This is a genomic window from Paenibacillus sp. FSL L8-0470 (assembly GCF_038008625.1).
Lineage (GTDB): Bacteria > Bacillota > Bacilli > Paenibacillales > Paenibacillaceae > Paenibacillus_AQ.
Map to the genome: position 1 here is coordinate 4,348,193 of NZ_JBBOZM010000001.1, position 24,566 is coordinate 4,372,758.

Below are 24,566 nucleotides of genomic sequence, written 5' to 3' on the forward strand. Positions count from 1 at the left end.
CAACAAGATTATAACAAGCAGACTCCCTCTATGGCAGGTAAAGTTTCTTTATAAATAATTGTGCGTTAATTTCAAGCTGAATCGTCAATCTAAGCACGTACGAAAAAACACCCCGGTATCACAGGCAAGTGAGTTTGCACAGGTTACCGGAGCGTGGAGATTGATGCAGTATGAATCTTATCACACTGCCGGCGTTACGATTGGTAAGGTGACAATGAATGTTGTTCCCCTGCCAGGTTCGCTTTCTAACCGGATGTCACCTTGATGAAGCGATACGATCTGTTTAACGATGGCAAGCCCCATACCGCTGCCCTCATACTTACGGCTGTGGGAACGATCTGCCTTAAAAAACCGCTCAAATATACGTTTCTGGTCCTCGGGGGAAATACCAATGCCAGTATCGGATATTGTAACTGTCACGTTAGTGTTATCCTGTGTAATGCTGACGGTAATAATGCCGCCATCTTTGGAAAATTTAATGCTATTGCCGAGAATGTTGGTCCATACCTGATTTAGCTGGTCATGATCTCCCGTTAGCATAACTGCCTTCAAATCGAGCTCGAAGGTGATGTTGCGAGCCGACCATTGCGGCTGAATCGCGACAATGACCCGCCTGATCTGTTCATCAAGACTGAGTGTTGACAGAGTCAATTGCTGTGACTGCGATTCAAGCAAACTCAGCTTAAGCAGGCTAGCGCTCATCTTGGACATCCGATCCGCTTCATTGATGATAATATCGAGATAACGTATTCGCTCATGAACCCCGATGTTTTCTTGTTTGAGCGCTATAGCATAACCGGATATCGAGGTGAGCGGTGATTGGATTTCGTGCGACACGTTCGATACGAATTCCCTGCGCAGCTGCTCCAGCTGCTGCAGGTCGTGCGTCATTTCTTCAAAGCTGCGAGCCAGAGTACCTAGCTCATCCTTTTGCTTAATATTCAGCTTCACACTGAAATCTCCATCAGCGATACGCCTAGTCGCTATGGTCAGCTTTTTGATCGGTCTGACTAAGAACATGGCTGCAACCAGAATCAATAGGCTACCTGCAATCAACGAATAAGTTATAAAATTCAAAATCCACTTTCGGGTGAAAGCGGCAGAAGGGGGGCCGATTGATTCTAAAAACATCGCTTTCGTACCCGTTTCAGTTGTCAAAGGCAGCCCTAAGAGAACAGTAGCATAACCACTGGGATTTACTTGAACTATCTCTCCATCTATTACTTTTTTCAGTTGTTCCATACTCACAGTGACAGGTTTGTCTCCGTTAAGCGATCCAAAAGACTTGAATTTACCCGTTTCTTCGTAAATTCGAACATAAAAAGATTTGAGCTGATACATTCCACTTACGAACTCGTCCGCTTCAGTCAATGGAAGGGTTTCGTAAAGCCGGGCGACATCCTGGCCAAAGTGAAGTAAAGGCATTAGCATGTTTTCGTTCAATTTATCTTTATATACCCAAACGGCCACATACAGGGCAAGGACTGTGCCCCCGATGACGGAGACTAGAAATGTCAGGACGATACGTGTATATAAGGATCTGATCATTCGTAAACCTCAAGCCGGTAGCCAAGCCCGCGCACCGTCTCGATGCGAAACTGTGGTGTAGTCGCGAACCGTTCGCGCAGCCGTTTAATATGTACGTCGACCGTTCGGTCATCTCCAGCGTAATCGATCCCCCAAATTTGATCAATCAGCTGCTCACGGGTATACACTTGCCCCGGTGTTCCAGCAAGCTTATACAACAGCTCGAATTCCTTGAGCGGCAACGTGAGCGACTCCGTCCCTCTCATCACCTTATAGGTTTGCCGGTCAAGGATGACGTTGCCGAACTGGATCGGTTGCGTAGAGCCAATCCGGTATCGTTTCAGCAATGCCCTGACACGAGCGGTCAACTCTAACGGATCGAATGGTTTCGTCAAATAATCGTCCGTCCCAAGTTCGAACCCTTTCACTTTCTCCCAGGTTTCACCTCTCGCAGTCAGCATAAGTAATGGAAGATCAGGATTGGCTCTTCTGAGCTCCTTGCATAACGTCCATCCATCCATAATTGGCATCATTATATCGAGCACGACAAGATCAACATGCGTTGCGGCGTAGACGTTCAGTGCTTCTTTGCCGTCCACAGCTTCAACTGTCTCAAATCCGTCGTTGCGCAGAAACAAGCAAACAAGTTCGCGAATGTTCGCATCGTCGTCAGCAACCAGTATAGTAGGCATTCGTTCCCTCTTTTCCTGTTGTAGATCCTAGCATTATACTTTGAATCAACCCAAAATAAACGTTCAACTAAAGGAACCGTCTGTTAAATGCAATAACACAAACTCCTCGGGACGGGAACGAATATATTTCGCAATAATGGAGTGGGTCATCGGGGCAACCTGCTCAAATCGGTCAAACAGGGATTTTATCATTTGCATCAGTTCGTCATCCCGCTCCAGATCCATAAGCGTTGCATCTCCCCAGTTGACCTTTAACCTGCTGTTTCTCGCTTCAAGCTGCCCCCTGGTTTCCTCCAGCAGCGCTCCCATTCCCGGCTCGTCAAAAAACCGCACCCCCTCCATCATCCGGTCCCAATACCCCGGTATACTCAGCATGTAAGAGATCCAGGCATAATACTCGGCCGCCGATTTATAACTGTGACCATACATCACCCGGAACATGCAGAGTGCCTGTTGTCCCCTTGTCAGCTGCGAGATCACCTCTGCCTTAACCGCCGGCGATTTACCGCGTATCTGCATAAAAGTCGGCTCCATACACGCACTCCCAAGTTTTTCATCACCTAAGCTATAAAAGGATTCCCGATTCATCGTCACTAAACTCATTACATTCCCCTTTTCTCATTTAATAAAACCGAGAGCGAATAATTATCATACACTCCACAAGTCCGGCTGTTCACTATTTTATTTTACTGCCGATAGCTGCCAGTTCAACTTTGATTTTCTCTGCCGCTTCATTGTCCATTGCATTAAGGGGATTCAGCACAAGCTTATCCGAGATGATAATCAATCCCCGATGATAATACGTTTTCTTGCTAAACACATCCATTATCACTCTCAGGGGGACAAACGTCCGTCCGTTTTTTGTCACGATCATTGTGTTTTTTGCTGGGGAACGATCATTGACTGAAATGGTGGAATCCGCTTCATTGATTATGATCTTATGATTTCTGTATTGAATCGTGACCTCATGCTTCTTGGAATCAAACTGTACTGCGGCACCGAACTGATCTGATATAAAACGCAGTGGAACCATTGTTGTCCCTTTCCGCAGATAAGGGGTGATCTTTGAATTCGTATCATCTATCATTGTCTGCTTTCCTTTGGCAAGCACGTTACCCTGGCCGATAGACAGAACGATAGCGTCTCTCTTAATATCATCCACCAAGGAATTGATTGCTGCCTGCTGCTGGCCACCGTTTTGACATCGTTCACCCTTATACAGTTCCATATACTTAACGATAATGTCGATAGCTTCTGGTCGAATATCCTGTTTCAGACTTTTATCGGCAAGGACCGCCTCCGTATTATTCCAGCTGCACATTAAGCTCTCTTGGGACACGGCAAGCGCATGGATCAGGGCTACCGTCATACTGTCCGGCGACGCCTTCTTGGCCTCAGTGATCCAATACAAATCAGGATCAAGATAATGATCCAGAACCTTCATATAGCCAAGGACAAAAATCTCCTGCGGTGTCAGCTTCGCTTTATCCAGCGAATCTGCTTTCTTTCCATAAACAGATAGTGAATACTCCTCTGTCAGATCTCTATCCTCCCATCCTTGAACTGAATACAGCGCATTTATTACTGCCGCTTTTTGATCCAGCGGTGTGGTTCCCGACGATAAAAAATCGTTAACTTTCACACCTAATCCGTTCTTCAAGGCCTCAGTAACCATATCTACATCAAGATAAGCTTCATAAATTGCCGTCGAGGTTATGGGCGAGTCTGCATGCACAGTCTCCTGTTTATTTCCAAAAAAACAACCAAAAAAAACTATTGAAGCTACCAGAAACAATTTGCCTAGCCTTGAATGTAACGAGTTGCTCATAAAAATTCCTCCTTGGGATGATGGGATATTCTTACTCGTTCATATCGGGATTCTATGTGGACAAGCCGTTGCCTGTGCGGCAAATGCTATGATATATTTAGCCGACGAAGCAGGATCGGCATCACCAGATGTTAACATTAATAAAGGAGCCTTCGCATGAATGACGAGCTACTGACCACTTTTGATGACAATGGCAATATTACCGGGACCGCACCCCGTGATGAAGGCACCGTTTGGGACTCTGGCACGAAACCTTCCACTGCTGGTTCGTCAGCAAGGAACAGGACATGCTCCATATTTATCTTCAGCTGCGCAGCGAACTCAAAAAAGATTATGCCGGTCTGCTGGATATCACGGCCGCCGGACATTTATTATCTGATGAGGTTCCGGAGGATGGCGTCCGTGAGGTGCAGGAGGAGCTTGGAATCTGCGTTGCTTTTGAGCAGCTGATCCCCCTTGGGATCATCCCTTACAGCATGGACAAGGAGGGTTTTCTCGACAGAGAGCGGGCGCATGTCTTTTTGTACACAAACACCACCCCTTTAAGTGACTTTAAGCTGCAACAGGAAGAGGTTGCGGGAATTGTAACAGCCGATTTCACCGGCTTTCGAAGTTTGTGGCTGGGAGACAGCGCTACACTGCAAATCCAAGGATTTAGTGTGGAAAGCAGCGGTACGCGGATTCCAATCAGCCAGACTGTGGACAGGAGCCACTTTGTGCCGCATGAGATCAATTATTATCGGCGCATCATTGAGGGCATTGAGGCAGCCTTTGGCTGATTAGCCTTCTTCAATCATTACCTATTTTACCATTCCCTTATGGCATAGCAAGATTCTACCCTGCACCCGCAGGCTGCTTCCGTTTCCACAATGAAAAGGCAGGACCCTGATGACCGGGTCCTGCCTTTTGTAATTCTATCTATTTCTGTGCTACTTTCCGTTTCAGCATGACTAGCCCGTTCACAGGAAGTGCAACAACTCCCGGGGCTGGCTCGCCTGATTCCAGGTCTGTATAAACCAGACCATCCAGTGTCACTGACGCTTCAGTACCGCTAAAGTTCTGCAGGAAAATATAGTCATGTTCACCGTCTGTACGAAGCTGCGCCGTTACACCTGCTGGCAGTTCGCTTTCCAGCACGCGGCCAATTCCCGCCTTAGCGGTAATTGCAGCATACAGCTCTACGTAAAACGCCGCGTCTTTGACGCGGGTAGCCAAATGGTACGCTCTGCCTGCTCCGAGCTTGTTGAGTGTCAATGCCGGCTGCCCGGCGTAGAAATCGCTGCGGTAATGGCCTAGTGCCTCCGCCCCCTCCAGATGGATCAGCTCGGCAATTTCATGCGCATCGTAATCGCCCGAGAGCTTCAAGGCGTTGCCTGCCTGCAATACAAGACCGTTCACATCCCGGCTGTGCAAGCCTTCCGTCTCTTCAGCCCAAATGCCGAGCGTTCTGCGCAGCGGTCCCGGGAACCCGCCGAGGTGACACAAATCTGTTTCGCCTACTACTCCAGACCAGTAGGTTGCCAGGAAGGTTCCTCCCTGCTCCACATATTTCTCGATTCTTTGACCGTTCTCTTCACTGATCAGGTACAGCATCGGAGCGATGACCAGCTTGTAGCGTGTGAGGTCATCTCCTGAACCAATCACGTCAACTGGAATGCCCATCTCCCAGAGGGCACGGTAATGCTGCAGCACGGTCTCTTCATATTTCAGTCCGGAATTACGGATCCCTTGGGCATCCTTGATTGCCCAGCGGTTATCCCAATCGAACAGGATCGCCGTCTCCGCCGGTGTGACGGTGCCCACTACTTCGGTTAATCCCGCCAGAGTTTTGCCAACCTCGGCGACATCCCTGAATACACGGGTTTCTGCATGGCCGCTGTGATCGACCACAGCACCGTGGAACTTCTCGCTGGAGCCGCGGCTCTTGCGCCACTGGAAGTACTGCACAGAATCAGAGCCATGAGCGACCGCCTGCAGGGAAGACAGCTTATGCATGCCCGGCCGTTTCAGCTTGCTGACTGACTGCCAGTTCGTGAGCGAAGGCGTACTCTCCATCAGCAGGAACGGCTTATGCTTGAAGCTGCGGAACATATCATGGTTCAGAGCTGTCCAAGCCGCCAGCCGGACATCATCATCGTCCTCGGTGTAATGCCATTCCGGGTATGCATCCCAGGAGACGACATCCAGAATTTTGGCCAGCTCACGGTAATCAATACCGTCGATCATATGCATGTTGGTGGTCACGGGCAGATCCGGGTTAAAATCTCGTACGGCTGCAATTTCATGCCGGCAGAAATCAATCGTCCGCTCACTGACAAACCGCCGCCAGTCCAGGTTCAGGCCATGGACCTGTGTCTCCCCATGCGGTGCCGGTGAATCAATCTGCTCCCACGAAGTGTAGGTATGGCTCCAAAAAGCGGCCCACCAGGCATGATTCAGTTCGTCGAGGCTGCCCTTATATTTGGCCTTCAGCCATTCCCGAAAGGCGGTCTGGCACAAATCACAATGGCACTCGCCGCCGAACTCATTCGAAATATGCCAGCCGATGACCGCCGGATGATGAGCATACCGTTCAGCCAGCTTGGCATTCAGCGTTGCCGTTTTGTCCCGGTAGACCGGGGAAGTGTAGCAATGGTTATGCCTGAATCCATGCAGATTTCGCACACGGTTTCGTTCCACGCGCAGCACCTCAGGGTAGTTCTCGGACATCCAGGCTGGCCGTGCTCCGCTTGGAGTAGCCAGGAAAGCATATATACCATTATCAGCAAAAGTGTTCAGCACATGATCCAGCCAATCGAATGTAAATACGCCCTCTTCAGGCTCCAGCGATACCCAGGAAAAAATCCCGACAGACATTGCATTGCAGCCCGCCAGCTTCATCAGGCGGATGTCCTCGCGGAGAACTTCAGGATATCTCAGCCATTGCTCGGGATTATAGTCGGCCCCATGAAGCATCACGGGAGCCTTGCTGCTGACCGCAGGGAGTTTTTTGCTCATCATTGTATATTCATCCTCTCATTTTTGATCCGTGTCAGAATGAGACTTTTCTCTGATTCAAGTCATTCTGTGTCTCTGTCTTTTTCACGGACAAACGTTTATACTATTTATAATATAGGATAACCGCAGATTCACAGTAGGATTATACTCGCGATTAGATAGCACAAAATGAATATGAGGTGAACAGCTTTGCTGCCCTTTTCTTTGGTTGAAATGCCGCGTAACCTGGAGGACTTTCCCCTGTACCCTTATTCTGTCGGCAGGCACATTCAGTACCATCATGTCCGCCCGGCTGGATTCCCTGTCCATCAGCTCTTCCTGATCCGCAGTGGAAAGGGAATATTCCGTGATCTCACGGACGGAACAGAAACGGTGCTGGCACCCGGAATGGCTTTCGTTTTCCCGCCTGACCGCGGACATGAATATTACCCGTTGTCTCATGAGCCGTGGCATGTAGCTTTTACCGGCATCTACGGCAGCCAGACAGGGCCAATGCTTCACAGCCTCGGCTTATTGCCGCCCTCCGCCTATCATCTTGCGCGCTTCGAGGAATGCTGGGAAGCCATCGGCGGAATCTGGCAGACCGTAAATGGAGGGAATGTCAGCCGCCAGGAGGAACAGGCCACGCAGGAACTGTCCGTCAGCCTCTACCGGCTGATCCTTATGATGCGCCGGGGCGATCCTTCTGCCGGTACAGCCAGCCGCCTGGAAAATGAGCATGTCCGCAACGAGGCACTGCAAAAAGCGGTGAGACTAATCAATGAGCATTTCACCGAACCGTTACTGGTCGCTAATCTGGCTGCCGCCGTCGGCTATTCCGTGCAGCATTTCCAGCGACTGTTCTTGCAGGAGTATGGCGTAACCCCGCATAAATACCTCCAGAACCTGAGGCTGGAGCGGGGGCTTCAAATGATGACTGAAAGTCCCGGCATCCCTGTGCAGGATATCGCTTTGAATCTCGGGATGGAAACAAACTATTTCATCCGGGTATTCCGCAAGACTTACGGCTGCACGCCGGGTGTAATGAGGGAACGGCTGCAGCGAAGCCAGAGTCAAGCAGCGAACCGGCAGAAGCAATAAGTGCTTTTGCTCCAGATACTAGGCTCTAGGGCTATTTTTAAAATAACAGGTAAGATAATATAAAAAAACTCGTTGGAGCTGCCCCCTTTTTTATGGTATATTTTCTAGATCCAAATTTTAGGATGTCGAAGTCAACTAAGGGGGATGCAATTTGTTTTACCACAATCTCAGAAGAATGGGTCTCATTTTTGGGGTTCTGATTCTCTTGTCAAGCTGTTCCGCAAAGGAACCATCGAACTTATCAAAGGAAGTAAATGGCAATAAGGGTGTAAGCCCGGCAAATCCGGTCAGGGAATACATCATAAAGGACAGTAACAAGGTATTGCTGAGTGCCGACAACGTTAGTAATATGGATAGTCATATCATGGAATTGGCGCGTAATGAGATTTATGCCCGGCATGGATATATATTCAAACGTAAGGATTTGACTGACTACTTTTCTTCAAAGAAATGGTACAGAAAGAACCAAAACTATAGGGAAACTTTCACGGACATAGAAAAGAAAAATATCGAATTATTACATACCTATGAAGCAAAGTACGCAGCTTATCAGTTAATCGCAACACATACGGATGATTATCGTGTCAAAAATTACGAGGGTTCCAATACCTTTAAACAGCAACATATGGTTATTGATCTTAATGGAGATGGAATTAGTGATAATGTTGAGCTAAAGATCCCTGCTGCGAAAGGCGATACAACATGGACGCTTAAAGTAAATGGAGCATCTCTTCAATTTGACGGTGAAGACATGTTTCCTTATTTTGAAATTGTCGATCTTAATATGAATGATCCTTACTTTGAAATCGCTTTTCAATTTGATAGTCAGTATGATTTTTTTAGAGAGACTTATTTTTATTACTATGACGGTCACAAAATCAGATCCGTTGGTACCGTTCCCGATTTCGCCGCACATTCTTCTATGATTGACGGGCTTGGCACTGTTAAAGGGATTGACCGAGCGAAGGAGCTGCAGACATGGTATCGTGAACTCGTATTCCGGTTAGATGCAGAGCATCAGCTTCGTGAAGAAGAACAAGATTTCTACTCTATGTCTCCCCCTACTGTGTTAACCGCCAAAAAAGAACTAAAATTGCAAAAACTAAGAAACTCAGATGAAGAATTTCTTCAAATCAACCCTGGTGATCAAGTGAGTTTCTTAGGAGAAGACAACCGGGGTTATATTAAGTTTGAGCTCTCCACAGGATTAACTGGTTGGTTTCAGGTAGGGGATAAGTATGATTTCACGGATTATTTCGAAGGGCTGATATTATATGATTGAAGCAGCTTAAACTAACGAAGAACTAACTCTCAATAAAACAGCGGCAGTCCAGGACGTTTCTTTACCGTCCATGAACTGCCGCTGTTTGTATATATGGGGTCAATAAAAGAGCGTAAGCTCTGCCAAAGTAGCAACTCCTCCTCCATAACCTGCCACGTTAAGCCGTTACACCACCGCAAACTGGCTGTTGTACAACCGGGCATAGTGACCCCCGCTGTCCAGGAGTCCCTCATGTGTGCCGCTCTCGACGATGTCTCCATCCTTCATGTAGAGAATGAGATCGGACTCGCGGATCGTGGACAGCCGGTGGGCAATGACGAAGCTGGTGCGCCCTGAGATCATGGCGAGAAAAGCCTTCTGAATCCGAATCTCCGTCAATGTATCAATGCTGCTGGTTGCTTCGTCCAAGATGAGCATCGGCGGATCCACGAGCATAACGCGGGCGATGGTAAGCAGCTGCTTCTGTCCCTGGGACAGATTGTCTCCAGAACCGCTGATCTTCGTAGCGTACCCTTCCGGCAGCCGTTTGATGAAGCTGTGCGCATTCGCTGCTTTGGCTGCTGCTATGACCTCTTCCTCTGTCGCATCCGGTTTGCCATAAGCAATATTATCGCGGATGGAGCCTCCGAACAGCCATGTATCCTGCAGCACCATTCCGAAATTCCGCCGCAGACTGTCCCTGGTGATCTTATTAATGTCTATTCCGTCAATTTGGATTGTCCCGCTGTCTACGTCATAGAAACGCATAAGCAGGTTGACCAGCGTCGTCTTCCCTGCCCCAGTCTGTCCTACAATCGCTATACGGGTACCCGGCTTCACTTCCAGGCTGAAATTCTTGATTAGCGGACGCCCGGGATCATATGCAAAACTTACTTTATCGAAGGTGATTGTGCCCTGGCTGGTGTCCATGACGTGAGCCCCTGCAGCATCCGGCGTCTCCGCCGGGAGGTCTAGAATGGCAAAGATCCGCTGTGCCGAAGCCGTCGCTGACTGCAGCTGGGTGATGACACCGGTAATCTCATTAAACGGCTTTGCGAACAGGTTCGAATAAATCAGGAAACTGGACAAATCCCCGACCGAAAAATGCCCACCAATTACAAGCGCGCTGCCGATCATCGCAATGACCGAGAAGGTAATATTATTGACCAGCCGTGTTGTCGGATTAGCCAATGAACCGTAAAACTGGGATTTGACGCCTGTCTGGTACAGTTCATTATTACGGTCCGAGAAACGGGCGAATGAACGGTCCTCGTAGTGGTAAGCCTGCACCACCTTTTGCCCGCCGATAATTTCTTCCACATATCCGTTTAATCCGCCGAGGATCTTTGCCTGCTCACGAAACAGCTTCTGGGAACGCGTAGTGATGAACCGGGCGACAAAATAGGTTGCCGGAGCCGACAGCAGCACGACTACCGTCATCACCGGACTAATGTACAGCATCAGCCCGATTGCACCGGCAATGGTCACAATACCGGTCAGCAGCGTGGAGAAACCCTGCAGCAGCCCGTCCGAAACAGCGTCCATATCATTAACAAAACGGCTGATGCTGTCGCCCTGCGGATGATTGTCATGGAATTTCAGCGGCAGCACATTTAGCTTGTCAAACAACTCACGGCGCATATCGTAGACCGTCTTATAAGCTATCCGATTGGTGTAATAAGTCAGCAGCCAGCCAAAAAAGCTGCCCACAATATATACTGCAGCCAGGATCAGCAGCAGCCGGAGGATTCCGGCGAAATCAACATCGCCCGGACCCGCCATATGATCGACAGCCCGGCCGATCAGCAGCGGCCCGATCAGACTGGCAATCACGCTGATGATGGCGCAGATTACCGCGGTTATGGTCATGCCTCTAAAATGACTTGTATAGCCAAACAATCTCTTCCAGGTATTATTGCCCCTCATTGTCCCGCCTCCTCGCTGGAAAGCTGGGACTGGCAGATTTCCTGATAAACCCCGCAGCTCTCCAGCAGTTCCTGATGACTGCCTTTCCCAACAATCCGTCCTTCGTCAAATACGATAATCTGATCCGCCTGCCGCACCGTGCTGACCCGCTGGGATACCAGCAGCACGGTCGTATCCCTGCTGCTCTCCTTCAGTGCCCTGCGCAGTGCCGCATCAGTCGCAAAGTCGAGCGCACTGGAGGAATCATCAAGGATAAGGATCGGAGGGGTACCCACGACAGCGCGAGCAATGGTAAGCCGTTGCTTTTGTCCGCCGGATAAGTTCAACCCTCCACGCGCGACTGGTGTATCCAGACCTTCCGGCAGCTTGCGGATGAATTCATCGGCCTGGGCTACAACGGCTGCCTGCATCATTTCCTCCTTCGTCGCATTCTGCTTGCCCCAGCGGAGGTTATCGGCAATCGTCCCGGTGAACAGGAGCGCCTTCTGCGGCACAATGCCGATCAGGCTCCGCAGCTGATCCAGCCGGTATTCTTTGACGTTGACGCCGCCTACTCTGACTTCCCCCTCCACCGCATCATAGAAACGCTGAATGAGATTCACGAAGGTGGACTTGCCGGAGCCGGTGCTACCGATAAGCCCCACCGTTTCTCCGCGGTTGATCACCACTGAGATATCCTGCAGTGCAAGCTCTCCAGTCTTGTTGTAACCGAAGGATACATGCTCGAAAGAAATAGCAGGAGCTGCCGCTTCCATCACTGGCAGGGCGCTGTTCCCTTCATCCGAGATTGAGGTTTCAGCCGCCAGCACTTCATTCACACGATTCGCAGAGGACGCAGCCTTGGTAAAGAGAATTACCAGATTCGATACAACAATCAGCGCCAGCAGAATCTGGGTTACATAGTTGATAAACGCAATGATTTCACCCTGTGATAAACGGCCGGCATCAATGTGTATGCCGCCAACCCACAGAATGGCAATAATCGCTGCGTTCACCACCAGAGTAGTCATCGGGCCAAGCCAGGCAGAGATGCGTCCAACCCGGATCGCCGTTGCCGTCAAATCATCCGAAGCTTCATTGAAGCGCTGCTTCTCCCGCCGTGCTTCGGCAAAGGCGCGGATGACGCGGATACCGGAAAGATTCTCGCTCAGCACCAGTGCCAGATGATCCAGCTTCTGCTGATATTTGCGGTAGAGCGGCGAGCTGCGGGTAATGATAAAGTACAGGATGACGCCAAAAACAGGTGTGGCCGCGAGCAGAATCAGCGATAGCCGAAAATCGAGAATCATCGACATTATGATGGCCCCGATACAGATAAACGGCGCACGGACTACGAGACGGATCAGCATGGCCACAGCAACCTGCAGCTGATTCACATCACTCGTGATCCGGTTGATTAGCGACGGTGTACCGAAGGTATCCAGCTCGGCATAGGACAAGGAAGAAATATGCTTGAACATTTTGTTGCGCAGCGAAGTGCCAAAGCCTTGGGATGCCCGGGCGGCATAATATTGGCAGACCATCGAGCAGCCGAAACCGAGAAGCGACATCAGCAGCATAAGCCCGCCCATCCGGTACACATAGGCACTATCCTGCCCGCCGATTCCGTTGTTCACGATCAGCGCAACGATGGTCGGCAGCAGCAGCTCCAGGATCGCCTCCAGCAGCTTAAAGATCGGCCCGAGTATAACTTCTTTTCTGTACGGTTTAAGAAAAACGGCAATTTTGAACACAGTAACCCTCACCTAACTTATGTAGTATGTAATCACTATGAAATAGCGTTAAGACCCGTTATGATTATGTCATACCTGTTTACATATTAATAATATTGGTTTCGTATCAATGCCATACTTAATTCATATGCCAAATCCGGAGGTTTAACAAATGGATATCCGACAGCTCAAATACTTCTTGGCGATTGCTGAGGAAGGACAGATTACTTCCGCTGCACGGAAGCTGCAAATGGCCCAGCCCCCGCTCAGTCAGCAGCTGAAGCTGCTGGAGGAGGAGCTTGGCGTAAAATTGGTGGAGCGCGGACCGCGCAGTATACAGCTGACCGATGCCGGAGTAATTCTGCGGGGCCGGGCACAGCAGATTCTGGAGCTGGCCGATGCCACCACGCGTGAGATTAGTGATTTTGCAAGCGGGCTGCGGGGAACGCTCTCCATTGGGACAGTATCCTCCTCCGCGGCAACTCTGCTGCAGGATCGGCTCTTTGATTTTCACAAAATCTATTCCGGCGTCAAATTCGAAATCCATGAAGGCAACACCTATAAGGTGATTGATCTGCTCAGCAAAGGAATCATCGAGGTCGGCATTGTTCGAACGCCCTTTAACAGCACAAGTCTCGAATGTGTATATGCCGGGGCTGAACCTATGATTGCCGTGATGACTCAGGGTTATGACTGGACGGGCGGAGAGTCCTCCATTGATATCGGGGAACTCAAGGATAGGCCGCTGATTATTTACCGCCGCTTCGAGCAGCTGATCCGTGAAACCTGCCTGGAGCACGGATTCAATCCGGATGTGTTCTGCATGAACGACGATGCCCGCACCACGCTGCTCTGGGCCAATGCCGGTCTCGGCATCGGCATTCTTCCAAAATCAGCCTTCGGCCTCATGAGAAGCGACAATCTGCGTTATAAAGAAATCCGTGGCGAATCGCTCCGCACCCGGGTCGCCGCTGTCTGGATGAAGGATAAATATTTGTCGTCGCTGGCCGAGAAATTCATTGAATGCTTCAGAGCGGAGTAGGCATGGGTATGGATACACAAAATGAAAAAAGCGCTGAACCGGCATTACCCGGAACAGCGCTGGCATTTCGCTTAAACTTATTGGCTTGCCGGCCTATCAGCCAGATGAACCTCATCTCCAACGCAGATGCGCCCGGTTTGGATAACGGAAGCGTACACGCCGAAATGAAGCCCCAGCTCTTTGTTGACAATTTTCAGAAGCGAGGGGGTTTTCTCTGCAGTATCCGGGTCCATCGTCGTCATGACGCATCGCTCGCACAGCTCATTCACCTGCAGCTCTACCCCGCCAATCCGCAGCCTCCGCCCGGTCCAGTCTCCCTCAAACAGCGACTCATCGCTTAATGCAATCACAAAATTCCCGCGGAACCGGCGCTGATCGACCTCGCGTCCCCAGAGCGCCTCCAGTTTTCTCAGACTGCCATCGGTAACAAGCAGAATACTGGCCTCATCCACCGACAGCAAATGCGGATTCTCCGGGTGCGGTTGCTTCAGGCCGGACATGCTGACCGGGATTTTTGTCTGGCTTTGAATCTCCACAAGCAGCTGCTCGTCCCAGCGAAAGGTCCGCCCGTCCGCTGCAGTGACAGCCACCTCCCCCTCCCGGTAACGCGCTTGATAAGTGAGCATATCCGGTATATTGCGGGCCGTAACGAATCGCTTCCAGCCCTGCTTCCCTTCATCATAAAAAGAGCAAACCCGATCGCCTACGACGCCGTAGGATTCAATGTCGCAAGCCTCCAGCTGCTCTCCCGCGAACGATTTGACCGGATACCGGTTGATTTCACGGATCACACCAACAGTCAATGTCAAAGTCTGTTCCTCCATTTGTTCTAGAAATTACATAAGCTTATTGTACGCGATTTCGCTTTAAATTGTAGCTCTCTTGAAGCAGGCCCTCAGGCCCCCACAAAAAAAGGAAGCCTCATCTTTACGATGAGACGTCCTCTCTCCGGGCAGCCGTTGGGCGAAGCATTTTAGTGATGCTCCAGTTCGGCAAATGCCGCCATTCTATACCATGATTTTGCAAATATCATTAGTGAACTGTACAGGATCATTAACCTGCAACCCCTCGATCAGCAGCGCCTGATTGTAGAGCAGGTTCGTGTAAAGGCCCAGCTTCTCCTGATCCCCTTCGGCAGCAGCCTTCAAGGACTTGAAGACATCGTGGTTAATATTGATTTCCAGTACCTTATCCGCCTGCACCTCTTGTCCGTTCGGCATCGCTTTGAGGATTTTTTCCATCTCGATGGTCAGCTCGCCTTCCGTGGACAGGCAGACCGGATGACTTTTCAGCCGTTTGGAGGCTTTGACTGCCTTCACTTTGCCTGACAGAATACCCTGCATCGCGTCGAACAGCCCTTTGTTCTCGTTCTCCTCTTCTTCCGAAGGCTTGTCAGCGGCATCCGCTTCAATCCCCAGATCACCGCTGGATACATTTTTGAATTCTTTTTCCTTATAGTTCATGATCATCTTGATGGCGAACTCATCAATATCATCAGTGAAGTAGAGCATTTCATAACCCTTGTCCAATACCATTTCAGTCTGTGGCAGCTTCTCGATCCGCTCTACCGATTCCCCGGAAGCATAATAGATATACTTCTGGTCTTCCGGCATTCTTTCCACGTATTCAGCCAGCGTAACCAGCTTCTTCTCCTTGGAGGAGTGGAACATCAGCAGGTCCTGGAGGGTTTCCTTTTCCATGCCATAGTCATTGTAGACTCCGAATTTAAGCTGTCTGCCAAAAGACTTGTAGAATGTCTCATATTTCTCTCTTTCATCCTTCAGCAGGCTCAGGAGCTGGCTCTTAATCTTGCTCTTGATGTTCTTGGCAATCAGGGTCAGCTGGCGGTCATGCTGCAGCAGCTCTCTGGAGATATTGAGCGACAGATCCTCGGAATCGACCATCCCTTTGACAAAGCTGAAGTAATCCGGCAGCAGATCCCCGCATTTGTTCATAATCAGCACACCGTTGGAGTACAGCTCAAGACCTTTTTCATACTCCTTGGTGTAATAATCAAACGGTGTATTTTCCGGAATGAACAGGATCGCATTATAGACTACAGCACCATCGGCACTGATATGGATATGCTTCAGCGGTTTATCGAAGCCGTAGCGTTTCTCGGCATAGAAGTTGTCATAGTCCTCTGTGGTCAGCTCGTTTTTGTTCTTGCGCCAGATCGGCACCATGCTGTTCACAGTCTGCTCTTCTTTGGTTTCCTCGAACTCGCCTTCGCTGCCTTCCTTAGGCTGTCTGCCGGTAATATCCATCTTGATCGGGAAACGGATAAAGTCAGAATATTTCTTGATGATGGATTTCAGGCGGTATTCTTCCAGGAACTCATCGTAATTGTCTTCTTCACTGTTCTCTTTAATCTTCAAAATAATCTCGGTGCCGACGGCATCCTTCTCGTACGGTTCGATTGTATATCCATCCGCGCCCTGGGACTCCCATTTGTACGCCTGGTCGCTGCCCAGCGCCTTGCTGATTACAGTAACATCGTCCGCTACCATAAATGCAGAGTAGAACCCGACACCGAACTGGCCGATAATATTGTGGCCGTCCTTCGACTCGTTGTCCTTTTTGAATGCAAAAGAGCCGCTGTTCGCGATAATCCCCAGGTTGTTCTCCAATTCTTCCTGTGTCATCCCGATCCCTGTATCAGAGATGGTCAACGTGCGGCTGTCCTTGTCGGCAGTGACTTTAATGAAATAATCCTCTTTATTGAACACCAGCGCATCGTCTGCCAGCGCTTTGTAATAGATTTTATCAATGGCATCGCTTGCGTTGGAGATCAGCTCCCGCAGGAAAATTTCCCGCTGTGTATAAATGGAGTTAATCATCATCTCTAGTAGTCTCTTCGATTCGGCTTTAAACTCTTTTTTGGCCATGAATAAAATAATCTCCTTTCAAAAATAACTCTTCTGTTTGCTCTCTGGAAATTAGCACTCCACTCGAATGAGTGCTAACACTTCCTTTTATATACCATATTCTCGTTTTTGATGTCAATATCTTGCTGCATACTATTTAGATTGAACTTATATTCTTTTATTTTGGGATTGGCCGTGACTCCAGAGAATGTTTGGACTTCCGGCCGCTGTTAGGTTTGGATTTCTTGAATTAACCACGAATCGCAGTAGAAATCCAAACCTAAAAGCGGACGCTGTCGCTCCTCCAGTTCCAAAATTCCCCTCCGCCACTTTTCCCTACATGTAATTCTCAAGTTCAATCTATATAGCCCATTAAAAATCCACTTAACTGTCGTTCATCCGAGCATTTCACAGCGCCACCGTCTTCGCCTTTGCATCTGCCAGCAGCATCTGAATCAGCGATTGCAGCGGCAGTGATTTCCACTTCTTGGGATGGAGCAGCAGCTGCAGATCAAAATGAATTTCCGGATGGGCAAAAGACAGCTCCGCCAGGTTCCCCCGCTCGATCTCCTCCTCGGCGACGATTCTTGGCAGCAAGGCTATGCCCAGCCCGTTGCGTACGCAACGCTTGATCGCCTCCAGATTCGACAGCTCAAAGCCGATGCGGAAAATAATCCCGTGCTCCCGCAGCAGATTCTCGAACAGGCTGCGGTAAATGCAGCTCTCCTCGGAAACGATCAGCTCACAGTTGTTCAGATCCTGCAGTGTCACGTCCGCAAGTTGGGCCAGCGGATGGGTGGCAGGTGCAACCAGCACCAGGGGCTCATCTCTGATGATCGTCCGCTCAAGCACGGAGTCATTGGCATTCCGGTCCAGCATTAAGCCGATGTCCACTTCACCGTCCCGGATCTTCGCCACCAGATTGGCTTCCTGCTCGGTCTGCAGATGAATGTTCAGTCCGGGAAAAGTCGTGCGCAGCTGCTGCAGGAACGGCGGCAAATAAAACGCAGCCAAGGAATCAATGGTCCCGATCGTCAGCGTCCCGCCAATTTGCTGGGCGATCGTTTCCTTGGAACGGTCATACAAATCCAGAATCTCCACAAACAGCTTCAACAGCTCTTCTCCAGGTGGAGTCAGGCGCAACGCACGTCCATGCCGCTCTATCAGTGGAACCCCGTATTCCTTCTCAATCTTCTGAATCTGCATCGTCACACTGGACTGCGCATAGCCCAGCTCTTCAGCCGCGCGGGTAAAGCTCTGCCGTTTCGCGACTTCGCGGAAGGTCCGCATATATGTTAAATCCATAACCTCACCCTAACATCAATATTATTGATAACCCACATCATTTATTATAGCTAACGCCGATGGAATATTCCATGCTACAGTAAGATAAAAGGATTTCAACATTTTGGAGGACGATATTCATGTTAACAGAAGAACAGATTTATGGAATCTATGTTCCCGTGGTAACCCCGTTCAATACAGCTGGCGAGATTGATCTGGAATCATATCAGCGTTATGTGAACAACATCATCAAGAACAATATTCATGGTCTGGTCGTCAATGGAACCACTGGAGAATCGCCGACAGTCAACATACAGGAATTACAGACTCTCGTGGATGCATCACGGGAATTATTGAAATCGAGCCCGGTTCCGCTGGTGGTCGGCACAGGCACTAATGATACGGCCTCCACTATAGCCCGCACAGAGCTGGCTGCCGATTCAGGTGCTGATGCTGTACTCGTGGTTGTCCCTTATTACAGCCGCCCTTCCCAGCAAGGCATTATTGAGCATTTCCGCAAAGCCGCCGAAGTGGGCATTCCGGTCATCGCCTATGATATCCCGGGCCGCGCCGGAGTCGGCATGTCGGTTGATACCGCACGCACCATCCTTGAGATGAATAACGTAGTAGGTTTAAAAGACTGCTCCGGCTCTCCGCTGCTAGTCTCCGAGCTGTCCCGGCTGGGATCGAAGCCGGTGCTGTGCGGCGACGACCTGCAGTTCCTGCATATGCTGGGCTGCGGAGCCGCCGGGGGCATGCTGGCCTCGGCCAACGTGCATACCGCGAAGTTCCTCGGTATCTACGAGCAGTTCAAAGCCGGGCAGACCGCTGAAGCTACAGCAGCGTTCGACCAGCTGCTGCCGCTGATGAAGCTGCTCTTCAAGGAGTCCAATCCGGCTCCGATCAAATGGCTGCTTAGCGCCTACGGAGAGATTTCCTCTGATACGCTCCGCTTGCCGATGACCTCGATCAGCTCTGAGCTGCGTGAGGAACTGGGGGCTTATCTGGCCGGATAACACCTGAATCCATAACCGGATATTTACGCATAACAACAACCGCTACGGTGCAGTCACAGACTGTCCAAGGCGGTTGTTGTTATGACTACCATTTTCAGCGTAATCTAGGTATTATTGATTATCCGCTGCAACCGGATTCACCGCAAAAATAGAATGAATGTTGTCTTCCGGATCTGCGAAGAAGCCCGTGGTATGCCCCCAAGACATCGGCTTCGGTGCAGTGATCCCTGTAGCCCCTTTTGAAATAAGCTCCTCATACATCGTGTGAACAGCCTCCGGTGAATCACATTCGAAGTTAAGCTCGAAGGCTTGCCCTTTACGCTCTTCTATAAAGGAATAATGACCGTTTGTGTTATCCGCCATCAATGGTGTTGAACAAATCGCAAGGCGAATGCCGCCATTTACAAATTCAGCATAATGGTTTTCTTCAACAACGGTCTTAAATCCGAGTACATCACGATAAAAGCTAGTCAATCTAGGAACATCATGCGCCAAAACCGTAATTCCTTCTAATTTCAATCTCATACTCCCAATTCCACCTTTTCAGAGATATCAACTGTTTTATAATCTTTAACCATAATCTTCAATCAATGCTATTTTTCCATTTTTAATTTCAAATACCGACTTCCCTTTTAGTTGAAGTGTATCTCCAGTCTTTAATCCATTAGGTAAATCAACAGCCAGTATTGCTTCATAATCAACTTGTATTTCTATTCTGTCATCTACAGCGCTGTAATGGGTAATGGTCTGACGACGATTAGAGAAAACCTGTGAAGACTTTTCTGCCAGTTCTTTAAACTCTTGAATTCCCCTGGTCTCTGTCGTGATTTCACCATTGGAAAAATCTTTAAACAAAATATCAGCATCTAAAAGTCTAACCATGCCCTCGACATTAAACGCATTGTAGGCCTCAACATAATTATCAATGATTGCTTGGTTTTCTCCACTAATCATAGTCATACTCCTCTCTTAGATTGTACTCTATCCATATTCTTCAGATTGGATAGTTTTCCCTTTATTTGCTGTCTCGTGAAGCTTTCGAACCGGATAGCTAGCTGCCTGTACTCCTGCGATACCAATATAAAAGCTGTTCGGAGAAAATAAAGTATTAGACTGCCGCTGTTTTTGTGTAACTGACGAGACTCGCAAGCTTAGCAACAAATTTACTCAGCTTCACTTAGAACCATCTTTAAAATGAAAATGTTCATGGTGGATCCCGTCCATACCAACCAATTCACCACTCTTTTTATGATAGTATGCGAAGCTATTATTTATCGGCATTCGAAGTAATTGATAATTATCAGACGACGAAAATTCCCCAAACAAATTCATTTATCACATTGCTCACCTCATTTCACTTGATACTACCCCTTACTTTTCTCTATATCAGGAGCTCCTCTTTTATTCCAGTTTAGCTTACAGCTTCGAAAAGCAGAACTCATAACGCACAAAAAACAGCCTCCCGCTCAGGGAAGGCTGCTGTCTAATCTATGAGCATCCGTTTATTGCGATCTGCCCGCTTTGGCTGCAGGTCTGCCGCCTGGGCGGTTGCTGTGGTTGTTACCGGGTCTGCCGCCTGGGCGGCTGCTAGCACTTGCTCCGCTGCCGTTCCCTCCGCTTACTCTGCCGCTAGAACCAGCTCCACTGGCCGAAGCGCTCCCGGGTCTTGCACCCGCTCCTGCTTGATGAGCCGTTTCTCCGTTCGGTCTGCCGCCCTGGCCGCTGTTCTTGCTTCCGCCGGAAGTGCTGCCTGAACGGTTGCCCTGTGTGAACCATTCCGACTTTGGCTTGCGTGCCGGATTGGTCTTCGCCTTGGCTGCCGGCTTCGCAGGAGCTTTTGCCGGGCGTTCATTCAGCAGAGCCTGTGCGCTCTTAGACATCGGATACGCATGGTCCTTAACTTCAGGGATCGTCTTGCCGATCAGCTTCTGAATATCCTTGAGGTACGGGATCTCTTCGGCCTCACAGAGAGAGATGGCGATTCCGCTCATACCGGCACGGCCCGTACGGCCGATCCGGTGGACATAAGTTTCCGGAATGTTCGGCAGATTGAAGTTGATGACATGCGACAGCTCGTCAATATCAATCCCCCGGGCGGCAATGTCTGTAGCAACAAGCACGCGGGTAGCTCCGCTTTTGAAGTTGCGCAGCGCATTTTGCCGGTCATTCTGGGATTTGTTGCCGTGAATCGCTTGAGCAGTTATATTAATCCGCGTCAAATCACGGGTAACCCGGTCAGCACCGCGTTTGGTGCGGGTAAAGACCAGTGCCGAGACAATCGATTTGTCCTGAAGAAGGCGGTTTAATTGATTCTGCTTGTTGCCGTTCTCCAGCAGATAGATCGACTGCTCAATTCTGTCCACGGTGGAGGAAACTGGCGTAATCTCGATTTTCACGGGGTTTACCAGCAGTGTTTTGATCAAATTCGAAATTTCTGTCGGCATCGTAGCCGAGAAAAATAATGTTTGTTTTTTGCTTGGCATTTTGGCGATAATCCGCTTCACATCATGAATGAAGCCCATGTCCAGCATGCGGTCCGCTTCATCTAGTACAAGAATCTGCACATACTGCAGATCAACATGCTTCTGGGTAATCAGGTCGATGAGCCGGCCTGGCGTGGCAATCAGGATATCCGCACCCTGGCTTAATGCCCGCTCCTGAGCTTTTTGCGATACACCGCCAACAATAGCTGTTGAACGGATACTGGTGAATTTGCTGTAGGCCTGAATATTTTCCGAGATTTGCAGTGCAAGCTCTCTTGTCGGTGTGAGAATCAGCGAACGAATCCGGCGTCTGCCGCCGGTTGCAGAAGGCTGCTGGCTTAGCAGCTGAATAATCGGCAAGGAAAAAGCGGCTGTTTTGCCTGTTCCGGTCTGTGCGCAGCCGAGAACGTCTCTGCCGGCCAAAGCCGCGGGAATAGACTCCTCCTGGATAGGGGTGGGTGATGTATAATTTTCTTGGCTTAACGCCTTGAGGATCGCTGGGATCAAATTCAAATCATTAAAAGTCATGTTGTCTCCTTAATTTTAAATACATATATTATCAATCAGGTAACTGCTGTACCTTGTTTGCAGCGTCTCCACATAGCGCTCATCAAAGTCATAACACATAATGATAACACAAATTGAACAATAAGAGAAACATCATCGGAAATTTTTTACGTTAGTCCTAGTGTTACCTTCGTCCATTCCTTTCACGCCTCCTATTCCATCAGCAAAGCAGGGTTGTTCAGATTTGGTTTAGATTGCTGGTGTACAGTAATTATGCAAATCACAAATGACGCAAAGGAGCGCTTTGAATCATGGGTAAAAAAAGAACAGCAAATCCATCATTATGCACAATCCCCAACTGTTCAGCGAGACATTATGCCAAGGGCTATTGCAAGAAGCACTATAGCTATATGTGGTACAAAAACCGCGCCGCTGCCAAACTCAGCAAGACTTTGCTCGAAGAACGCAGCCCGTAGGAACCATCGTAAGCACTGCAGCTATATCAAAATAACCACTTTCTCATCTCACTACCCTCAACTCCAGGCATCATCCTAAACCCATAAGATAACAGAACATAAAAAAGCGGAGGATGGCTCCTCCGCGTCTTGACCTGCTTATAAATAAATACTAATCTACAATTTCAGCTGTGTCGCCGTTGTTAGCACCTGCAGCATTGGCTTCGTCGGTGTCGATATGCATATCAAGCGCAAATTTGTCCGATACGCGGGCAAGAACATTTTCCAGTACCAGGCCGCGTTCGCCGCCCAAACGTACTTTTAGAAGCTGCTTGTCGGCGATGCCCCAAGCTTCTGCTTCAGAAGTGTGGAAGTGAATGTGACGTGCAGCAATAATTACGCCAGTCTCCAGTTCTACTTCACCGGCTGGTCCCTTAAGGGTAATGCCCGGGGTGCCTTCGATATGTCCGGATTCACGGACAGGTGCTTTCACGCCGAGGCTGAAAGAATCTGTGCGGGAAATCTCCAGCTGTGATGCCGGACGGACAGGTCCTAGAATTCTTACTTTGTCGAATTTACCTTTGGTGCCGATTACTGCTACTTGCTCGTTAGCTGCAAATTGTCCGTGTTGGGAGAGTGGTTTGAACTCAGTCAGTTGATAACCTGCGCCAAATAACGCTTCCACATGCTCTTGCGTAAGGTGAATATGTCTAGCCGACACACCTACGGGTACAGTCTTGCTCATTGTAAAGTCACTCCTTGTATTTTCTCTAGTATCTGTACAAGCCATTGAACATTATACCTCTTATTACCCAAAAATAAAAAGACCCTCTGCACAATGAGAGTCCCTTTTTCGACATTTTGAGCTTTCGAAGCTGGATTGTCACGATTTTGTCATGTTCTGCTACTTTATGGTATTTTATGGTCGTTTAGTTTTGGCGGCAAATGCAGGCTTAAAAAACTCCAAGCATTTTCGTACAGCCACCCCTTCACTTGATCCTCCGGATAGTAGCGGAGCAGCAGCTCAGCAAACTCGGCGTATTTCCCAGGATGCTCCAGTCCCTCTACCCAGACATCAATCCCGTCAAAATCGGAACCAAACATCAGCTGCCTTGTCCCCCCCAGGCTGCAGACATGATCGATATGCCTTAGAAGATCATCAGCTTTGGCGCCGCCTCCATTTTTAACAAACCATGGAACAAAGGTAAGTCCCATCCGGCCGTCCATGGCAATCAACGCTTTGATCTGTTCATCGCTCAGATTACGCGGATGGCCGCACACAGCTGCGGCGTTGGAGTGGGAGGCGATAAACGGACGCTTGCTCCGCTCAGCCAACTCCCAGAAGCCTGCCGGGGCCAAATGAGACACATCCAGCAGCATACCGCTGCTGTTACACCACTCGATCAGCTCCCGGCCTTTTTCGGTAAATCCTCCATTCCGCTGTTCCAGTACGCCATCCGCTGCCCAGTTCGCATAGTTCCAGGTGACTCCAAGGAAGCGCACACCGAGATCGAAACACAACTGAGCATAGAATAGATTCCCCTCCAGACCGTCTACGCCTTCCAGAGACAGCAGCCCCCATCTGGGGGGCACTCTAACCAGTTCCACTGCTTCCTCCTTCCAGCGCAGCCACTGTAGGCCTCCTGAGCCTAGTACTTTGCCCTGGAATAGCTCAATTTGTCCCAGCACACTTTCAAAACTAGGTCTCCCTCTAACCATAGACAGATAAATCGCAAAAACTTGCAGGCCGACGCCACCCGCTGCAAGCCGTTCTGCAGTTACATCAAGCCGGCTGTCCTTGTCGAAATTAAGATGGGGGGAAGCCTGCAGTTTGCTCAGAACATCACAATGAAAATCCGCCACCCGTAGTTGCTCCGCTCTTCCCATGA

20 protein-coding genes are annotated in these 24,566 nt (G+C 49.4%); 5 read left to right on the forward strand and 15 right to left on the reverse strand.

Annotated elements, in window-relative coordinates:
* Positions 1–180: 180 nt before the first annotated feature.
* The 4 genes from NST99_RS19615 to NST99_RS19630 all read right to left on the reverse strand — a co-directional run bounded on the left by NST99_RS19615 (position 181) and on the right by NST99_RS19630 (position 4,047).
* Positions 181–1,548 (reverse strand): sensor histidine kinase, encoded by a 1,368-nt coding sequence (locus tag NST99_RS19615; RefSeq protein WP_341093918.1) that lies wholly within the window; start codon positions 1,546–1,548, stop codon positions 181–183.
* A complete protein-coding gene (locus tag NST99_RS19620; RefSeq protein ID WP_341093919.1) occupies positions 1,545–2,219 on the reverse strand; it encodes a response regulator transcription factor in 675 nt (224 codons plus the stop codon). Before NST99_RS19620 ends, NST99_RS19615 begins: the two co-directional genes overlap by 4 nt.
* Before the next feature lie 63 nt (positions 2,220–2,282).
* Complete coding sequence (locus NST99_RS19625) at positions 2,283–2,753, reverse strand: hypothetical protein (protein WP_341093920.1); 471 nt, start codon at positions 2,751–2,753, stop codon at positions 2,283–2,285.
* Between the two features lie 142 nt (positions 2,754–2,895).
* Positions 2,896–4,047, reverse strand: coding sequence for a stalk domain-containing protein (locus tag NST99_RS19630; RefSeq protein WP_341093921.1), 1,152 nt, complete (start codon positions 4,045–4,047; stop codon positions 2,896–2,898).
* A 233-nt stretch (positions 4,048–4,280) separates the two neighbouring features.
* Between NST99_RS19630 and NST99_RS19635 the strand changes: the two genes are divergently transcribed.
* Complete coding sequence (locus NST99_RS19635; RefSeq protein ID WP_341093922.1) at positions 4,281–4,826, forward strand: NUDIX hydrolase; 546 nt, start codon at positions 4,281–4,283, stop codon at positions 4,824–4,826.
* Between the two features lie 139 nt (positions 4,827–4,965).
* Here the strand turns inward: NST99_RS19635 and NST99_RS19640 are convergent, their stop codons facing one another.
* On the reverse strand, positions 4,966–7,044 hold the full coding sequence (locus NST99_RS19640) for a beta-galactosidase (RefSeq protein WP_341097703.1): 2,079 nt from the start codon (positions 7,042–7,044) through the stop codon (positions 4,966–4,968).
* Positions 7,045–7,257: 213 nt separating this feature from the next.
* Here NST99_RS19640 and NST99_RS19645 point away from each other — a divergent pair, with 213 nt between their 5' ends.
* Positions 7,258–8,124: an AraC family transcriptional regulator gene (locus tag NST99_RS19645; protein ID WP_341093923.1), complete on the forward strand. Its 867-nt coding sequence runs from the start codon at positions 7,258–7,260 to the stop codon at positions 8,122–8,124.
* 151 nt (positions 8,125–8,275) lie between these two features.
* Positions 8,276–9,406: a YARHG domain-containing protein gene (locus NST99_RS19650; protein ID WP_341093924.1), complete on the forward strand. Its 1,131-nt coding sequence runs from the start codon at positions 8,276–8,278 to the stop codon at positions 9,404–9,406.
* A gap of 165 nt (positions 9,407–9,571) precedes the next feature.
* On the opposite strand, the gene NST99_RS19655 is transcribed toward NST99_RS19650, so the two are convergent.
* Positions 9,572–11,311: an ABC transporter ATP-binding protein gene (locus NST99_RS19655; RefSeq protein ID WP_341093926.1), complete on the reverse strand. Its 1,740-nt coding sequence runs from the start codon at positions 11,309–11,311 to the stop codon at positions 9,572–9,574.
* A complete protein-coding gene (locus NST99_RS19660) occupies positions 11,308–13,044 on the reverse strand; it encodes an ABC transporter ATP-binding protein (RefSeq protein ID WP_341093927.1) in 1,737 nt (578 codons plus the stop codon). The genes NST99_RS19655 and NST99_RS19660 overlap by 4 nt, the downstream gene beginning before the upstream one ends.
* A gap of 151 nt (positions 13,045–13,195) precedes the next feature.
* Between NST99_RS19660 and NST99_RS19665 the strand changes: the two genes are divergently transcribed.
* Positions 13,196–14,065, forward strand: coding sequence for a LysR family transcriptional regulator (locus NST99_RS19665; protein WP_341093928.1), 870 nt, complete (start codon positions 13,196–13,198; stop codon positions 14,063–14,065).
* A 77-nt stretch (positions 14,066–14,142) separates the two neighbouring features.
* Here NST99_RS19665 and NST99_RS19670 read toward each other — a convergent pair whose 3' ends face one another.
* From NST99_RS19670 to NST99_RS19680, 3 genes are all read right to left on the reverse strand, one after another.
* Positions 14,143–14,874, reverse strand: a complete 732-nt coding sequence (locus NST99_RS19670; protein WP_341093929.1) for an MOSC domain-containing protein — start codon at positions 14,872–14,874, stop codon at positions 14,143–14,145.
* A 198-nt stretch (positions 14,875–15,072) separates the two neighbouring features.
* Positions 15,073–16,953 (reverse strand): molecular chaperone HtpG, encoded by a 1,881-nt coding sequence (gene htpG, locus NST99_RS19675; RefSeq protein WP_341093930.1) that lies wholly within the window; start codon positions 16,951–16,953, stop codon positions 15,073–15,075.
* Positions 16,954–17,340: 387 nt separating this feature from the next.
* On the reverse strand, positions 17,341–18,237 hold the full coding sequence (locus NST99_RS19680; protein ID WP_341093931.1) for a LysR family transcriptional regulator: 897 nt from the start codon (positions 18,235–18,237) through the stop codon (positions 17,341–17,343).
* Positions 18,238–18,356: 119 nt separating this feature from the next.
* On the opposite strand from NST99_RS19680, the gene dapA reads away from it, so the two are divergent.
* A complete protein-coding gene (gene dapA, locus NST99_RS19685; protein ID WP_341093933.1) occupies positions 18,357–19,232 on the forward strand; it encodes a 4-hydroxy-tetrahydrodipicolinate synthase in 876 nt (291 codons plus the stop codon).
* 111 nt (positions 19,233–19,343) lie between these two features.
* Here the strand turns inward: dapA and NST99_RS19690 are convergent, their stop codons facing one another.
* The 5 genes from NST99_RS19690 to NST99_RS19710 form a co-directional block, all read right to left on the reverse strand.
* Positions 19,344–19,757, reverse strand: coding sequence for a VOC family protein (locus NST99_RS19690; protein WP_341093934.1), 414 nt, complete (start codon positions 19,755–19,757; stop codon positions 19,344–19,346).
* Positions 19,758–19,802: 45 nt separating this feature from the next.
* Positions 19,803–20,186: a nuclear transport factor 2 family protein gene (locus NST99_RS19695; protein WP_341093935.1), complete on the reverse strand. Its 384-nt coding sequence runs from the start codon at positions 20,184–20,186 to the stop codon at positions 19,803–19,805.
* Between the two features lie 548 nt (positions 20,187–20,734).
* A complete protein-coding gene (locus tag NST99_RS19700) occupies positions 20,735–22,243 on the reverse strand; it encodes a DEAD/DEAH box helicase (protein ID WP_341093936.1) in 1,509 nt (502 codons plus the stop codon).
* A 606-nt stretch (positions 22,244–22,849) separates the two neighbouring features.
* The gene (gene pduL / locus NST99_RS19705) at positions 22,850–23,422 is read right to left on the reverse strand and encodes a phosphate propanoyltransferase (protein WP_341093937.1); all 573 of its coding nucleotides are present in this window, start codon (positions 23,420–23,422) and stop codon (positions 22,850–22,852) included.
* Between the two features lie 164 nt (positions 23,423–23,586).
* Entirely contained in the window at positions 23,587–24,564 is a 978-nt protein-coding gene (locus NST99_RS19710; protein WP_341093938.1) for a dipeptidase, read from the reverse strand.
* Positions 24,565–24,566 lie beyond the last annotated feature (2 nt).

Coding starts and splice junctions, on each gene's coding strand:
- pduL (WP_341093937.1), bottom strand. CDS start 23,422: ATGAGCAAGACTGTACCCGTAGGTGTGTCGGCTAGACATATTCACCTT.
- NST99_RS19690 (WP_341093934.1), bottom strand. CDS start 19,757: ATGAGATTGAAATTAGAAGGAATTACGGTTTTGGCGCATGATGTTCCT.
- NST99_RS19620 (WP_341093919.1), bottom strand. CDS start 2,219: ATGCCTACTATACTGGTTGCTGACGACGATGCGAACATTCGCGAACTT.
- NST99_RS19645 (WP_341093923.1), top strand. CDS start 7,258: ATGCCGCGTAACCTGGAGGACTTTCCCCTGTACCCTTATTCTGTCGGC.
- NST99_RS19615 (WP_341093918.1), bottom strand. CDS start 1,548: ATGATCAGATCCTTATATACACGTATCGTCCTGACATTTCTAGTCTCC.
- NST99_RS19665 (WP_341093928.1), top strand. CDS start 13,196: ATGGATATCCGACAGCTCAAATACTTCTTGGCGATTGCTGAGGAAGGA.
- htpG (WP_341093930.1), bottom strand. CDS start 16,953: ATGGCCAAAAAAGAGTTTAAAGCCGAATCGAAGAGACTACTAGAGATG.
- NST99_RS19625 (WP_341093920.1), bottom strand. CDS start 2,753: ATGGAGCCGACTTTTATGCAGATACGCGGTAAATCGCCGGCGGTTAAG.
- NST99_RS19695 (WP_341093935.1), bottom strand. CDS start 20,186: ATGATTAGTGGAGAAAACCAAGCAATCATTGATAATTATGTTGAGGCC.
- NST99_RS19630 (WP_341093921.1), bottom strand. CDS start 4,047: ATGAGCAACTCGTTACATTCAAGGCTAGGCAAATTGTTTCTGGTAGCT.
- NST99_RS19640 (WP_341097703.1), bottom strand. CDS start 7,044: ATGAGCAAAAAACTCCCTGCGGTCAGCAGCAAGGCTCCCGTGATGCTT.
- NST99_RS19655 (WP_341093926.1), bottom strand. CDS start 11,311: ATGAGGGGCAATAATACCTGGAAGAGATTGTTTGGCTATACAAGTCAT.
- NST99_RS19710 (WP_341093938.1), bottom strand. CDS start 24,564: ATGGGAAGAGCGGAGCAACTACGGGTGGCGGATTTTCATTGTGATGTT.
- NST99_RS19680 (WP_341093931.1), bottom strand. CDS start 18,237: ATGGATTTAACATATATGCGGACCTTCCGCGAAGTCGCGAAACGGCAG.
- NST99_RS19700 (WP_341093936.1), bottom strand. CDS start 22,243: ATGACTTTTAATGATTTGAATTTGATCCCAGCGATCCTCAAGGCGTTA.
- dapA (WP_341093933.1), top strand. CDS start 18,357: ATGTTAACAGAAGAACAGATTTATGGAATCTATGTTCCCGTGGTAACC.